Here is a 15,002-nt window from a genome sequence, read left to right as displayed (position 1 = left end):
AATTTAAAAAATAATTCTAATGGTTAATCGACCACTCTGGGTTATATTCTTAATTCAAAAATAATCTTATCTGTTCATTAAAAATAAGAAAAACTAAGTTTCCTATAATTAAATAAGGACCAAAAGGAATTTGAGACGAAAGATCTTTTTTATTTTTAATTATATCTGGGACAACACTTAAAAGTGCAATGACAGATGAAAAAAATATTACAAAAGGAATTGAAGCCCATCCAAACCAAAAACCAATTACAGAAAGTAATTTAGCATCACCCAAACCCATTCCTTCTTTGTTTCTTAATTTTTTATAAGTAAAAATTATTAACCAAATGATTATGTAACCAAACAAACCACCTATTAAAGAGTTAACTAAATTTGGAAACAGAGTGGTATTTAAATTTGGATCAAATGATTTTAATAAACCAATTATCATAAGAGGGTATGTTAACTCATTTGGAATTATGAAATGTTTTAAATCAATAAAAAAAATAATCACAAAACAGATGCTTAAAATAAAAAAAAGAAGAGTAGTTAATGAAACTCCAAAGAAATGAAAAATTACTACAAAATTTATTGCTGATATTAATTCTACTAAAAAATATTTAATATTAATTTTAGCCGAACAACCTCTGCATTTTGCTTTTAAAAACAAATATGAAAATAATGGAATGTTATCGTGCCATTTAATTAGGGTTTTACAGGATGGACAGTGGGATCTTCCTGTTACAACGCTTATATCGTCAGGAATTCTATGGATACAAACGTTACTAAAGCTGCCCCATATACTTCCAAAGATAAATGCTATAAGATATAACACAACTTATAATTTAATTTTGGAGGACAGTTCTATGAAACCATCAATGCAATATTGTACAAGCATCATTGCGTCTGTAAGGTGTAAGTAGAAGTTAGGACTATGAATAATGAGTTCCATCAGTCTCAAAACTATCAAAAATTTAATGAATATCAATTTATAAATAACATGTTCTTTGGTGCTAAAAAAACAGAAACAATAAAAGTCGACAATACAAGCGTTAAAGACTTAGAATTGGTTACAAAAATGGGCCAGGAGTTTGCTAAAACTCTTGATTTAAAAGAAACACTACAAACTTCATTAGAGCTAATTATTAAAAGAATTAATGCTCAAGCTGCTAACATTTTTTTAATAGATAATGATAAGCAAAACTTTCAATGTATTGCATCAAAACACCAAGCATATCTAGAAGATTTTGAAATTCCAATTACTCAAGGTGTCATGGGAAAAGCAGCACTCATGAAACAATGTATAAGAGTTGGAGATGTTAGAAAGGATGTAAGAGAAATTGCAGAATTTTATTTTGATTTAGATAATAAAACAAATTTTACAACTTATTCTGTTTTATGTTCACCATTAATTGTTTCAGATGAATGTATTGGTGTTATTCATTGTTTAAATAAAAAAACAGACAACAAACTTTTTGAAGAAAGCGATAGAAAACTTTTAGAAACTTTATCTGGTCCTGCTGCATTAGCAATTAGAAATGCTAAGATGGCAAAAGATTTGATTGTTAAAAATAGAATAGAAAAAGAAATAGAAATTGTTGGAGAGATTCAAAAAACATTACTATCTCAAAACATTAAAGAAAATTTTCCTATTGCTGGAATAAATATTCCTGCCAAAGTTGTTTCTGGAGACTTTTATAATTTTTCAGAATTATCTAATGGAGTTTACGGATTTGGAGTTGCAGATGTTTCAGGTAAAGGAATTAAATCTTCATTACTAATGTCTAAAGCATCTAGTCTTTATAGATGTTTAAGTAAAACAAATTTTTCTGCAGCAGGTCTTTTAGATATTTTAAATACAGAAATTTGTGAAACTACTTCAAGAGGAATGTTTGTAACAATGCTGGTTGGAATTTACGATAGTAACAAAAAAGAATTAACTTTATCAAACGCTGGTCATGAACCTCCGTTAATTTATTCTAAAGATGGAAACTTTTCTAATTTTGAAGAAGCAGGACCTCCTTTAGGCATTGCTCCTAAGTTTAAATTTAAAGAAACTAAAATTAATTTTTCAAACAGCTCAATGTATATTTTTACTGATGGTATTACGGAAATAAGAGATGCTAAAGGAAATATGTTAGAGGCAGAAGGATTTAAAGATTATATAAAAAAGTATCAACAAATTCCAAACCATGAAAGATTAAACAAGATTATCGAGGATATAATTAAATCTGGTCGAATACAAAAGGATGATTTAACAATTGTAACGGTTGATGGTTAATAATTATGGATAGATGTTTTTATTTACACTCTTTAAGATAGAGTAAAAATGTTTATGGGATAGTTTCCAGTTAATAAGAGTAATTACCCCCAGTTTCATGTAATAATTCTAATTTTGGGTCAAATATCTGATAATTAGAAATAAATCCTGCAATCCTAGTCAAATCTCTAATTTAGAGTGAAATCTCTCATAATTTGCTATAAATCCTATACTGGTAGTCAAATCTCTAATTTAGAGTGAAATCTCTCATAATTTGCCACAAATCAGATTTAATTAGTTAATTTGAGTTTAGTCCCCAGATTTAGGCTTTAACCATAATATAAATTGTATCAAAATCTAATATTGCCATCCGCAATAATCAACAATTGATGGATCAATGTTAAAATTTATATATATTATCCCAAAGGGATGAGTGATGTAAGGCTGTTTGAGCTTTTGTTAATATTCATATTTATCTCTAACACACAGCATAAAAAATATAAATTATCTCTAACACATAGGATAAAAATTAAAATTATCTCTAACACAAATCAATAAATTTATTGAAAATATAAAAAATGTTGATTTTATTGACTTTTTTAAAAATATGATAATATTAATAATTATAACACAAAATAAATATAGCTCTAACACATTTTATGTTTTATATTCATAATATTAAAAACGTTGATTTTGCTTACTTTTTTAAAAAAGAATATTATGTTAATTTTCTAACACAAAATGAAATAATTTTTTTTTTTAAATGTGTTAGAATAAAATTTTTGTGTTAGAGAAAAAAAAATAATTTTTTTTTTTATAAATTAGAATAATTCTAAAATTTGCAAAAAATATATTAGAATCTTTCTAAAGTAAAATAAAAATATATTAGAATCTTTCTAAAGAGAAAAAAAATAGTTTGGAATATTTCTAATGTAGGAAAAAAAAATATATTAGAATAATTCTAAACAAAAAAAATTAAAAAAATTATAACACAAATAAATTTTTCTCTCACACAAAAAAAATTTTCTCTCACACAAAAAACAATTAAAAGTTGTTTTAATAAAAAATAGCTATTTTACTTATTTTTTAAAAATAGAAAAAAATATTAAATTTCTAACACAATATAAAAAGATAAAATTATGATAAATGTGTTAGAGAAAATATTATTTAGAAAAAAATATCTTAAATTTAATTTTTTTCAATGATTTTAATAAACTGTTGATTTAATTGAATATTTTGTATTTCATTATTAAATTCAACCCATTTTGAACATAATGATTATAATCTTGTGTTAGAATTTTATTAATTTTGTGTTAGAGAATCAATTAACAATTTAAATATTAATTTTTATTTATAAGTTTTATGGACGAAGATAATAAAGATAAATTTGATTATAAAGAGGAAGATACTCTCAAGAGTGATCAGGAAAACCAATCTGAAAACGATTCAACTGATACTTTAAATCCTCAAGAAACTGATAATAATGAATCAGAAAAATCCAATGAAAATGATAATTTAACTGAAAATTCAGAAACTTTACAATCTCAAGATGAATCTGTTGAGCAAAATGTAAGTGCATCAAATACTAATAATGATGAAGAGACTTTAAAGAGTGATCAGGAAAACCAATCTGAAAACGATTCAACTGATACTTTAAATCCTCAAGAAACTGATAATAATGAATCAGAAAAATCCAATGAAAATGATAATTTAACTGAAAATTCAGAAACTTTACAATCTCAAGATGAATCTGTTGAGCAAAATGTAAGTGCATCAAATACTAATAATGATGAAGAGACTTTAAAGAGTGATCAGGAAAACCAATCTGAAAACGATTCAACTGATACTTTAAATCCTCAAGAAACTGATAATAATGAATCAGAAAAATCCAATGAAAATGATAATTTAACTGAAAATTCAGAAACTTTACAATCTCAAGATGAATCTGTTGAGCAAAATGTAAGTGCATCAAATACTAATAATGAGGAACAAAAAAAAGAGCATGAGGTAATTCATAAAAAAGATGGAAGACTACATATATATGTAAGGCAAGATAAATATAAAGGTGAACTTAAATCAAGAAACTGGGTAGGTAGACTTTATATTGATGGTAAACAAAAAATTTCATCTTCTGGAACAACAAATTTAGATGATGCAATACCAATTTTGGAAAAATGGTTTGATGATGTTCATGAAGAAAGTAAAAAATTAAAAATTGAAGAAAATATTAAGCCAGAAGAGGGTGAATCTTCACAAATTGATATTTCAACAACCAATCAAAGTAATAATGAAGCACAACCACAAACTTCAAGTGTTCCATTAAATGAAAACTCAGAAATATCTACCCAAGATCAGGTAAAAAGTAAATTATCAAATATTTTTGGAAAAATTAAGGAAATTAAAATTAAAAAACCAGATTTTGCTAAAAATATAAAAAAATCATCTTTTAATAATTCTAAAGTTGGAAATTATAAATCAAAAATACAAAATTTTTTCAAATCCAAATTAGGTAAATCTAGTGTTCAAGGCGAAGAAATAATTGGTATTGAGTTAGCAAATAAAGAAATAAGAATAGTCCAAGTTTCTAGTAACAAAGCTAATCAATGGGTGTTAGAAAAATTACATATTCACCCCGTCGACATTACAGATGATAGTACTCCAATTGATAATGCGGATAAATTTTCAGAAGAATTAGTATTAGCAATTCAAAAATACAAAATAACTTCACCAAATGCAGCAATTGCTATTCCGGTAACTAGTGCAATCATAAGAGTAGTCACCGCACCTTTAATGAAAGAAGATGAATTAAATAAAGCAATCGAAACTAATTCATTGTGGGAAAACCTAGTTCAACTAACAGATAGTTTGGAAGATTATTCTATTTTTCATCAAGTCATAAATAGAAATGATAAAGAAAATACAATGGATATTTTATTCGTTGCATCAAAATTAACTGATATAAATAGTTATACTTCAATAATTAAAAATGCAGGTTTAAATCCTGTAATCATAGATGTTAAATGTTTTGCTTTAAAGTCATCAGTTGATCAAGTTAATCAAATAACAAATAAAACTGAGGATGCCAATTTAACTGCTGTTTTAGAATTTGGATTAGATGAAAATTATTTAATGATCCTCTATAATAATAACCCAATAATAACTGATATTTTTATTAGAGGGCAAGATAGAAAAATTTTACAAGATTCCCAAGATACTGAAGAAAAAGAAGGATTAGTTAGAAGATATGTTACTCAAGTTAAGCAAGCAATTCAAGATTTTGAGACTAAATATGAAAAGAGAATTCGAAACATAAAAGTTGTTTCAGATATCAAAAATGTAGACGAATATTTAGGAAGTTTTAGAAAAATTTTAATGAATGTTGGATTTAACACTTTTGATCCCACAGAAGGATTAAAAATTCCAAGTCAGTATCAACAAATTTTAGATAATAAGTTAAATAGATCTTATCTATCTACTTCTGTTGGCTTAGCCTTTAGAAAACTTGATGTCTTTGGTTATTATAAATTTGTTACTGCAGTTAAAAATATAAATCTTCTTCCAGATAGATCAAATGTAATGAAGCAAAAGAAGATGAAAGCAATTTCAGGTTTTGCATTCAAGGGTATTACTGCTGCTGTAGTTGCAATTTATGTGGTATTATTTGGTTTATCTTTTTGGAATATTGTTTCCTATAATAATAAATTAAAACAATATGAAACTGTAAAAATAGATCATGCTAAAATTATTAAACAGAAAAAAATAGTTTCAAAAGAACTTAGTGTAATTAATACGTCTTTAAAATTAAGTAGAACACTTAAATCAAATAAAGAATTAACTTATAGAATTTTAGCTCAAGTAGCCTCAAGTGTTCCAAACCGTGTAAAATTTGATCAAGTTGAATTTAATGGATCTAGAAGATTAACTATTCAAGGAATAGCTGCAAGTGATCAAGATATTTTGAAATTTATAGAAAATTTAGGAAATCAAAAATTGGTTGAGCAAGCATCATTATCATCAATGCGATTACCAAAATCTACAGCAGGTGGTGCTACAATGAAAGGTTTTAGAGTGTTTGTAAAAATTAAAACAGGTAAAATATAGCAATGGATATAGATTTAAAAAATATTAACATGTCTGACATCAAGGATCAGATTACAAAATTAGCTGATAAAAAAACTCTTATAAAAATAGGAATAATTTTTGGTGCAATCGTTTTTTTCTTAATAGTTTATTACGCAATTTTAAATCCAATGGTTGAGTCTAGAAAAGCTAAATTGGACGACATGAATTTGAAAATACAAGAAACTGCAAAATTTACTTCTGAAATTTATTCAATGAGAGCAAGAATTAAAAAACTTAAGCCTGATTATGAAAAATACTCTAGCTTGTTTCATTCTAAAGCTGAAGTAGAGGGTCTTTATCAAACATTAAGTGAATATGCCGGACAAAATGATCTAGTAATCACTAGAATTGAAAAAAAGGTAATTCAAGAAGTATTAAAAGCACAAGCCTTAGCCCAAGCAGACGGTAAAAAAACGAAAAAAAAGAAAAACAACCAAGTTAAAAATGTTGCAAATATTGCCTATTATTTGATCCCTGTTGATTTTGAAATTGATGGTAATTTTATTGGTTACATAAAATTTAAAAGAGCTCTATCGCTTTCTAACAAAATGTTAAACTTTGACAAAGAGTCTATTCAGGTGGTAAAAGGGAATACAACTGGAGCGATAAAAGTAAAAGGTACGTTAACAATAGTGGGGTTACCAAATGAATTTTTTTAAAATAATCATTATTTCAGTGTTTTTTATGTTGCTATCAAAAGTTTCCATGGCTGATAGTCATGATAAAGAGCAAAACATTATTGATAAAGCTAAAGAGATAAATAAAAAGATCAAAGAAAAACAGGCAAATTCACAATCGAATATTTCATCAGAAATTAAAGATGAAGAGCCTCTTCCATTAAACGATCCTTTTGCTGGAGATAGTTCATTAACTGGTGGTAATACAATTTTATCAAGTAATCCAGAAGAGGCACAAAATGAAATGAGCTTATATAAGTTTAAATTAGTTGGGATAATGACCTCTGCAAATGATGATGGGTTCGTATCTTTAATTAATTCAAGTGGAAATATAATTACTTTAGCTAGGTTTGAAGAATTAAGCCCTGGAGTAAAATTAGTTGGACTTAACAATAGAGAAGCAGTTTTTGAAAAAAATGAAAACTCTCTCTTAGTGATAAATTTTAATAATAAAATTACAGAAAGAACAAAATAATTATGAAATTTAAAAACAAAATATTATTTTTAATTTTACCTTTTTTATTTATTTTTTTAACAGGTTGTGCTGAAAAATTTGCTAAAAACACTGGTTCTTTTAAACACGACACCCCACTAATAAAAACTGATATCAAGAAAACTGGAAAACTAGAGGTTGAAAAAAGTGTAGAAATGGGACCAACTCCTGCTGAAGGTGATGTCGTAAAGCTTAAAAAAAGAAAACAAATATCATCTGTTAAAGAGAGAAATTATTTATTAATTTCGGAAGATTTCAAATCTTTAAAACAAAATGTTTCTTTTAAATTTCAAGCTTTAGATTTTAAAGAAGCAATGAAATTAATGTCTGAAGTTGGTCAAATTAATATTTTAGTAGGTGACGATGTGGCAGGATCAATAAGTGCAGAGTTAGATAATGTTCCATGGGATAAAGCATTTAATGCATTATTAGATTTAAAAAATTATGCAGCAGACATAGATGTAGCAAGTAATATTATTAGAGTTTCAACTCCTGCTAATCTAACGTCACAAGAAGGTTATAAATCAGCGAGAGCTTCAGCAGTTAAGAAAAAAGTTGAATTAGAAGATTCAGTAGAACCAATTATTTCAGAAATTTTTAGACTTTATTATATAACCCCATCAGAAGCTAAAGCCACAATCACAGAATTATTTACATCTGTTGGAACGAATGGGAATTTTATACCAATACAAGTAACGGAAGAAGCAACCACAAGATCAATTATTGTTAGAGGTAAAGAGAAAGATTTAGATATCGTTGATAAAGTTATTCGAGAAATTGATAAAAGAACAAAACAAGTTTTAATAGAAGCTTTTATAGTTGAAGCTACTTCAACATTTGAGCAAAGTTTAGGAAAAAGACTTGGAGCTGCTTACACAAGAAAAAGTTTAAGAATGGGTGGTACACAAGGAGGTAGCAGTGTAGGAGCTGCATCAGGAACAGGGGCTGCATTATCTGATTCAACAGGTGCTTTTACAAGCGGTGCTGGAACAGATAATTTATTAAATTTTGGGTCAGCTGCTGCAACAAGTGGAATTGGAATATTGAAAAAAACAGGTTCTGCTGTTTTAAAACTTGAACTTGATTTTTTAGAAGCTCAAGGCTTATCAAAAACAGTATCTAATCCAAAATTATTTACATTAGATAATCAACAAGCAAGTATTAATCAGGGTGAAACAATTTATATTGATGGTGGAGAAGGGGAAGATAAACCAGTTGATGCATCATTAAAACTGATAGTTACTCCTAATATCATAGGTGATGGAAACGTTATGCTTTCAATTCAAGTAAACAATGATACTCCAAATAGAGCAAATGCAGCATCAGTAGGTGTAAATAAAATGGAGATAAATACAAAATTATTAGTAGCTGATGGGGATATAGTTGTAATTGGTGGTATTAAAAAAAATAACGTAGCGAATAATAGACAAGGTGTTCCAGGAACGTCAAAAGTACCAATTCTAGGAAAAGTACTTAGTGGAAAATCAAATTCTGATACAATGAACGAGTTATTGGTATTTATCGCTCCAAGAATTTTATAATGTTTAAAATAAGTAGAGAGAGTGAAATTAATTTAGTTAATGTCTTAATTGATAATGACATTATTTCTGGAAAAGATTTAATAGATATTAAAAAAGTAAGCACTGAAAACAATAAATCTCAAATTGATGCAATATTTGAATTAAAGCTTACTGATGAAAAAAAAATAATTGATTTATTAATTAAAGAACAAAATCTAGAAATAATTGATCTAAAGTCAGTTGAAATTACTGAAGAAGTAAAAACAGTTTTACCATCAAACTATATTAAGATGAATTTTGTAGCACCATTTAAAATTGATGGAAAAACTTTACACATGGCAATCCCAGATAGTTCAAAATTGGGATTGATGCGAAATTTAAAAGCTATTACAAAAAAAAACATAGAACTTCATGCTGCAAAAATAGGTGATATTTCTGAATATATTGAAAGATTATCAAGTGAAACAGATGAAGTAACTATTGCGTCAATTCGAAATGAGAATAGGAGAAAAACAAAAACTTTTGAAACAGATTTAGGAGATGCAGGGGAAGTTTTAGACAATAAACCAGAAGAAGATATTGAAGCAATTGAAAATGAGTCAGAGGTAATCAAATTTAGTACAGCGGTGGTAGCAGATGCAATTAAAATGGGTGTTAGTGATATTCATATAGAGCCTTACCGATTTAGTTCAAGAGTAAGATATCGATTAGACGGTATGCTTCAAGAACAAGAAACCTATAGACAGTTTCTGCATGACAATTACGGGGCAGTAGTTACTCGATTTAAAATTATGGGTAAATTAGATATTGCAGAAAGAAGATTACCACAAGATGGAGCTATTAATTTTAAAATTGGTAATAAAGTAGTTGACTTACGTTTATCAATTTTACCTACTGCAAATAATGAGAGAATTGTTATGCGTATTCTTAACAAAGACGCGGGAGATATTACCCTTGAACAATTAAATTTTGAAAAGCAAGATTTAGAAAGTCTAAGAAAAGGAATTCACGGTAGTCAGGGATTAATTTTGGTAACTGGACCAACAGGATCTGGGAAATCAACAACGTTATATAGTATTTTAAAAGAAGTAAGTAAGCCCCATTTAAATATTTTAACAGCTGAAGATCCTGTGGAATATGAATTAGATGGTGTAGGACAAGTACAAATTAAAGATGATATCGGTTTTACCTTTGCTAAAGCTTTAAGATCTTTTTTAAGACAAGACCCTGAAATTATTCTAGTTGGTGAGATGAGGGATAAAGAAACAGTTGATATCGGATTAAAGGCTGCCCTTACAGGTCACTTAGTATTTAGTACTCTACACACTAATGACGCTCCAAGTACTATTACTAGATTACAAAACATGGGAACGCCAGATTATTTAATAAGTGCTGCCTGCCAACTTGTTGTAGCCCAAAGACTAGCTAGAAAAAATTGTAAAGATTGTAGAGTGCCTGATGATGATGTTAATCCTAAGGTTCTTAAAGATATGGGATTTAGTGATGAAGACGCTTCAAAAGTAAAAGCCATCAAAGGTAAAGGTTGTGCAAAATGTAGTGACTCAGGATACAAAGGTCGACAAGGTATTTATGAAATCTTAGTGGTCTCAAAACCAATTAAAGAAGCTATTTTAAAACAAGCAACCACTCCTGAATTAAGAGAAATAGCTATTAAGGAAGGATTTAGAACGATGCAAGATATGGGCAGAAGAATGATTGCATCTGGTGAGCTTAATTTTAGAGAGTATGAGAGAATTCTTTCAAGCGAATAAAAATGGAAGCTTTTACTTATAAAGGAATATCCGAAGGTAAATATGTAGAAGGAGATATTGAGGCAATCAACCTTGATGAAGCTTCTCATTTATTAAAAGAAAAAAAAGTAATAATCACCAACATAATTAAGTCTAAGAAAAAAAAAGGTGAAGCAAAAAAAAAATCAGGTGGCTCATCTCTTTTTGGTAAAAAAAAAGTTAAAGTAGAAGAAATTCTTATATTCTCAAAGCAATTTGCAACCATGGTTAAGGCGGGCTTACCTATTTTGCAGGTTTTAATAATGTTAAGGGACCAATTAGAAAGTCCTGCTCTTAAAGACATTATAGAAGATATTAGAAAAAGTTTAGAAGGGGGTGTGAACCTATCAAAATGTTTTGAAAAATATCCTCAATATTTTGATAATATTTATGTCAACTTGATTAAAGCTGGTGAAGCAAGTGGTAAGCTAGATGTATTTTTACTTAAAATAGTAGATTCATTAGAGAAAAAAGAAAAGATTAAGAAAAAAATTAAGGGAGCTTTAATGTATCCAGCGATCATGTTTACGGTAGCGATTACTGTAAGTGCTTTTATGTTGATTAAAGTAGTTCCAGTATTTGCAAAAATGTACGATGGAATGGGCTTAGAATTACCCGCTGCAACAGCAACCATCATGGCAATGAGTGATTTTTTAAGTGGTACAGGTGGAAAAGTAATTCTGTTTGGTGGAATAGGTGGATATTTCGGGTTTAATTTTATTGTAAAAAGAAATGCTGCAATTCGTTTTAGATGGCATAAACAAATTTTAAAATTACCTATTTTTGGAGATATGATCTTAAAATCTCTACTGGCAAGAATTGCATTGATTTTAGGTAATTTAAGTGCTGCTGGTGTAAATTTATTAGAGAGTTTAGAAATTGCAAAATCAGTTAGTAATAATGATGTGATAACTGATGCACTAGAGAGTGTAAAAAAAGGTGTGTTCTCTGGTGACACCTTAACAAAACTTTTTTTAAAAGAACCACTCTTCCCACCGACTTTTAGTCAATTAATTTCTGTCGGAGAACAAACAGGTCAATTAGATGAAATGTTTAATTCTGTATCTGCTTATTATGAAGAAGAATTTGATACTACAGTCGATAACATGTCTGCTTTAATTGAACCTATCATGATTGTTTTCATGGGAGTAATGATTGGTGGTTTAATGATAGCTATGTACTCACCAATATTTAACGTGGGTGCTTTAATTAACTAATTTTTTAATTTTTTGGTTAAAACTAAATTATTAATCCAGGGTTCTTTTCCTGGTTCAAAATTAATTGAATCCATAATTTGTTGAATGAAAAATGTTCCTAGTCCACCTGGTTTAATATCATCAATCGCTCTATGTTTAACTTTGCTTTTTTCTACTGGTTTGCCTTTATCAAAGAAAGAAATCTCTAGAACATCATCATTACAAGATATTCTTACAACCATTTTATCTTGAGTATCAGGCATATCTTTATATGCATGTTTAACTATATTTTGTGCAGCTTCAGCAATTGCTAAAACTAATTCTTCTCTTAATTCTTCATCAATTTTAAATTTTTCAAAAACATCTCTAGAAAAAGCTCTGACATCTTTCAAACTTGCTGAGCTAACTAAAAAATCTTTTTTTTCTGAACGATTAAAGTTTTCTAAACTCATAATTTATTTACTCCAAATTTAAAATTTGTTCTAACTTTGCCATCATGATTACTTTTAAAACAGATTTACTCACATCTTTAATGACAAGCTTGGTTCCCTTTTCAAGGGCTTTTTGATGACTTTCTATTAAAACTGAAATACCAGAAGAATCCATGTATTGAACATTACTTAGATTTAAAGCAACATTTTTACCAGAGTCGATAACAGGAAAGATAACTCCCTTAACTTCATCCGTTTTATCCATGTCTATTTCACCATCTAAAAATATGGTGCTTATATTGTCTTGTTCTGTAATTTTGTATGTCATAAAAACTTTCTTGCCATTGCTAGAACTTTTTCAACAGGTTGACTAACCTCTTTAAGTTCAACTTTAGTATTTTTCTCTCGAGCTCTTTGATTGCTTTCTATAATTATCGATATACCAGAAGAGTCCATGTAGGGTACATCTTTTAAATTTAAATGAACTTCTTTTCCAGCATCAATTAAAGGAAAAACAATTTCTCTTACCTCATCTGCAACATCCATATCTATTTCTCCAGTAAGAAAAACAGTGCTTACATTTTCATTATCTGTAACTTTATATTTCATATTTTATTTACTATTTATAGCTATTAACAAAAATAAGAAACAAGTAAACCCAATATGGTCAATTATCTTTGATTATTATTTAATATAATAAGATTTTTAGTTTACATCATCAATAATTATAATAAATTTAATAATAATAACTAATAACAGAGGAAATTATGAAAAATAATAAAGGTTTTACACTTATTGAATTGCTAGTTGTTGTAGCAATTATAGGTATTTTAGCTGCGGTAGGTGTTGTTGCTTACAATGGTTACACTAAGAGTGCAAAAATTAATGCTTCTAAATCAAACCAAGGGGCAGTAACAAAATATTTAGCTGCTGAAATTCAAAAATGTAACATGGGTACAGAGGCTAAAGCTATGAGTGGATTATTAACATGTTCGACTAGAGATGAAGCTTCAATCATAGTAGCTGCTGTAGCTGCGCTAGCAGATTTTAAAAACACTTACACGCCACTTTGTAAAGGAGTAACAGACGGTGAAACTGTGGCAAAGGCTTCAGATGGTACAGATTGTCTAGCATTAGGAAAAGGTGTTACAACAATAATAGGGGATGAAGCTGGAACTATTACCGTTTCAACACAGTATGGTGAGACAACTGCTGACGTATTAACTAATGCTGTTGCAATAGAATAATCATCTCGATTGCAAGAAACAAAAAAAATAAAAATTAAAAGCTCACTAGGGTTTTCCCTGGTTGAGCTTTTAGTTGTGGTAGCAATAATTGGTATTTTAGCTTCTGTAGGAGTTATTACTTACAGCGGTTATATTTCAGGCACTAAAGAAAAATCTGCAAAAAATGTGATGCTACAAATATCACTAGCTCAAACAGAAGAATATTCAAATAGTGGAAGTTATTACACGCAGGACGATGATAGCTGTACACCTTCTTCATCAACATCTAATGATATTGAAACAATTTTATTTGGTGGAGGAGATCAAATTGGTAAAGACATGGGTTATGAAATTTGTGTTGCAAGCATAGGTTCTTCAAATTTTAATATAATTGCAGAAGAAATTAAAGATACAGATCCTTGTCAATTAATCCTTAGTCGTAACGGCAATTTTACTAGAGGCGATGATTGCTAAAAAAATTAGCTAACCACCCATAATGGATAGTTTTACAGTTTCAAATTAAATATTATTGTATAAATTGATGATGTGAAAAAAATTATTTTAATATTCTTGCTTATACCGTTATTAAATAATTGCGGTCCATATTCTGCAGCACTTGGGCCAAGCTTGACTCTAGTAAACTCTGGAAGTATTTTACAAGCTTCAGCATCTTATGCTGGCTCTTCAGCAATGAAAAAATTTAATAAAGATTATATCAATGAATTAAATGTAGAAAAAATTTGTCCAACGGTCCATTCTAGTGAGTTAAATGAAATTTTTTTTGAAACTATAGATCATATGGATTGTTATTTTGATCCAATGAGTATTCATAGATAATATATAAACTATTCAAGAAATATAGGAATTTGAGTTCATCTTAATCAAAAGGCCTCATTTTGGGCGATTGACGAATTTAAAAATGAATTGATACGTGATAGCTTTGACTTATAATTAACAATAGGAAAAACTATGTTCAAAAAATATATACTATTTATAGGTTTCGTTTTATTTTCAACCAATTTATTTGCAGCTCAAACTCAAATTGCTCAAGTAAATGGAATGATGTGTATTAAATGCCAAAAAATGGTAACTAAAGCACTTCAAGCAGCTAGCCCATCTGCTACTGTTAAAGTTTCATGGCCAGAAGGTGTTGCGGTATCATCTTACCCTGATAAATCTGATTTAACTAATGAAGATTATAAAAAAGCAATACTTGGAACAGGCTTTGAAGTTATTAAAGTAGTAAGTGTTGATAAGATTATTACTGATGCTGGTGAAGCTAGAAAATTAGTAGATTAATTAAAATAA

General features: G+C 28.5%; 15 protein-coding genes. 11 read left to right on the top strand and 4 right to left on the bottom strand.

From position 1 onward, the window contains the following. Positions 1 to 49 precede the first annotated feature (49 nt). On the bottom strand, positions 50 to 814 hold the full coding sequence (locus AC5SLT_RS05390; RefSeq protein WP_027307142.1) for a prepilin peptidase: 765 nt from the start codon (positions 812 to 814) through the stop codon (positions 50 to 52). 99 nt (positions 815 to 913) lie between these two features. Between AC5SLT_RS05390 and AC5SLT_RS05385 the strand changes: the two genes are divergently transcribed. The 7 genes from AC5SLT_RS05385 (at position 914) to AC5SLT_RS05355 (ending at position 12,058) form a co-directional block, all read left to right on the top strand. Beyond that, the gene (locus AC5SLT_RS05385) at positions 914 to 2,260 is read left to right on the top strand and encodes a GAF domain-containing SpoIIE family protein phosphatase (protein ID WP_018413512.1); all 1,347 of its coding nucleotides are present in this window, start codon (positions 914 to 916) and stop codon (positions 2,258 to 2,260) included. A gap of 1,341 nt (positions 2,261 to 3,601) precedes the next feature. Further along, positions 3,602 to 6,340 carry a pilus assembly protein PilM gene (gene pilM / locus AC5SLT_RS05380; protein ID WP_494573923.1) on the top strand — a complete coding sequence of 913 codons (2,739 nt, stop codon included), beginning with the start codon at positions 3,602 to 3,604 and terminating at the stop codon, positions 6,338 to 6,340. A 2-nt stretch (positions 6,341 to 6,342) separates the two neighbouring features. Beyond that, positions 6,343 to 7,020, top strand: a complete 678-nt coding sequence (locus tag AC5SLT_RS05375) for a pilus assembly protein PilO (protein ID WP_494591586.1) — start codon at positions 6,343 to 6,345, stop codon at positions 7,018 to 7,020. Then, entirely contained in the window at positions 7,007 to 7,513 is a 507-nt protein-coding gene (locus AC5SLT_RS05370) for a hypothetical protein (protein ID WP_006997847.1), read from the top strand. The genes AC5SLT_RS05375 and AC5SLT_RS05370 overlap by 14 nt, the downstream gene beginning before the upstream one ends. Positions 7,514 to 7,515: 2 nt before the next feature. Beyond that, positions 7,516 to 9,072, top strand: a complete 1,557-nt coding sequence (locus AC5SLT_RS05365; protein ID WP_494591584.1) for a secretin GspD/PilQ domain-containing protein — start codon at positions 7,516 to 7,518, stop codon at positions 9,070 to 9,072. Continuing rightward, a complete protein-coding gene (locus AC5SLT_RS05360; RefSeq protein WP_006997849.1) occupies positions 9,072 to 10,823 on the top strand; it encodes a GspE/PulE family protein in 1,752 nt (583 codons plus the stop codon). The genes AC5SLT_RS05365 and AC5SLT_RS05360 overlap by 1 nt, the downstream gene beginning before the upstream one ends. Positions 10,824 to 10,825: 2 nt before the next feature. Next, the gene (locus AC5SLT_RS05355; protein ID WP_006997850.1) at positions 10,826 to 12,058 is read left to right on the top strand and encodes a type II secretion system F family protein; all 1,233 of its coding nucleotides are present in this window, start codon (positions 10,826 to 10,828) and stop codon (positions 12,056 to 12,058) included. Here the strand turns inward: AC5SLT_RS05355 and AC5SLT_RS05350 are convergent. The 3 genes from AC5SLT_RS05350 to AC5SLT_RS05340 are packed head-to-tail and all read right to left on the bottom strand — an operon-like array spanning position 12,055 to position 13,077. Continuing rightward, positions 12,055 to 12,489, bottom strand: coding sequence for an ATP-binding protein (locus AC5SLT_RS05350; RefSeq protein ID WP_494591582.1), 435 nt, complete (start codon positions 12,487 to 12,489; stop codon positions 12,055 to 12,057). The genes AC5SLT_RS05355 and AC5SLT_RS05350 overlap by 4 nt on opposite strands. Positions 12,490 to 12,496: 7 nt before the next feature. Beyond that, entirely contained in the window at positions 12,497 to 12,796 is a 300-nt protein-coding gene (locus AC5SLT_RS05345; protein ID WP_494591580.1) for an STAS domain-containing protein, read from the bottom strand. Beyond that, entirely contained in the window at positions 12,793 to 13,077 is a 285-nt protein-coding gene (locus AC5SLT_RS05340) for an STAS domain-containing protein (protein ID WP_006997853.1), read from the bottom strand. The genes AC5SLT_RS05345 and AC5SLT_RS05340 overlap by 4 nt, the downstream gene beginning before the upstream one ends. 158 nt (positions 13,078 to 13,235) lie before the next feature. Here AC5SLT_RS05340 and AC5SLT_RS05335 point away from each other — a divergent pair, with 158 nt between their 5' ends. The 4 genes from AC5SLT_RS05335 (at position 13,236) to AC5SLT_RS05320 (ending at position 14,993) form a co-directional block, all read left to right on the top strand. Then, entirely contained in the window at positions 13,236 to 13,715 is a 480-nt protein-coding gene (locus tag AC5SLT_RS05335) for a prepilin-type N-terminal cleavage/methylation domain-containing protein (protein ID WP_494591578.1), read from the top strand. 9 nt (positions 13,716 to 13,724) lie between these two features. After that, positions 13,725 to 14,168 carry a type IV pilin protein gene (locus tag AC5SLT_RS05330; RefSeq protein ID WP_494591576.1) on the top strand — a complete coding sequence of 148 codons (444 nt, stop codon included), beginning with the start codon at positions 13,725 to 13,727 and terminating at the stop codon, positions 14,166 to 14,168. A gap of 72 nt (positions 14,169 to 14,240) precedes the next feature. Continuing rightward, positions 14,241 to 14,531 carry a hypothetical protein gene (locus AC5SLT_RS05325; protein ID WP_018414356.1) on the top strand — a complete coding sequence of 97 codons (291 nt, stop codon included), beginning with the start codon at positions 14,241 to 14,243 and terminating at the stop codon, positions 14,529 to 14,531. 132 nt (positions 14,532 to 14,663) lie between these two features. After that, complete coding sequence (locus AC5SLT_RS05320; protein ID WP_494591574.1) at positions 14,664 to 14,993, top strand: heavy-metal-associated domain-containing protein; 330 nt, start codon at positions 14,664 to 14,666, stop codon at positions 14,991 to 14,993. The last annotated feature ends 9 nt before the right edge of the window (positions 14,994 to 15,002 follow it).

The sequence above is a fragment of the Candidatus Pelagibacter sp. PS_11 genome (assembly GCF_059417975.1).
This window is presented reverse-complemented; position numbering and strand designations above follow the sequence as displayed.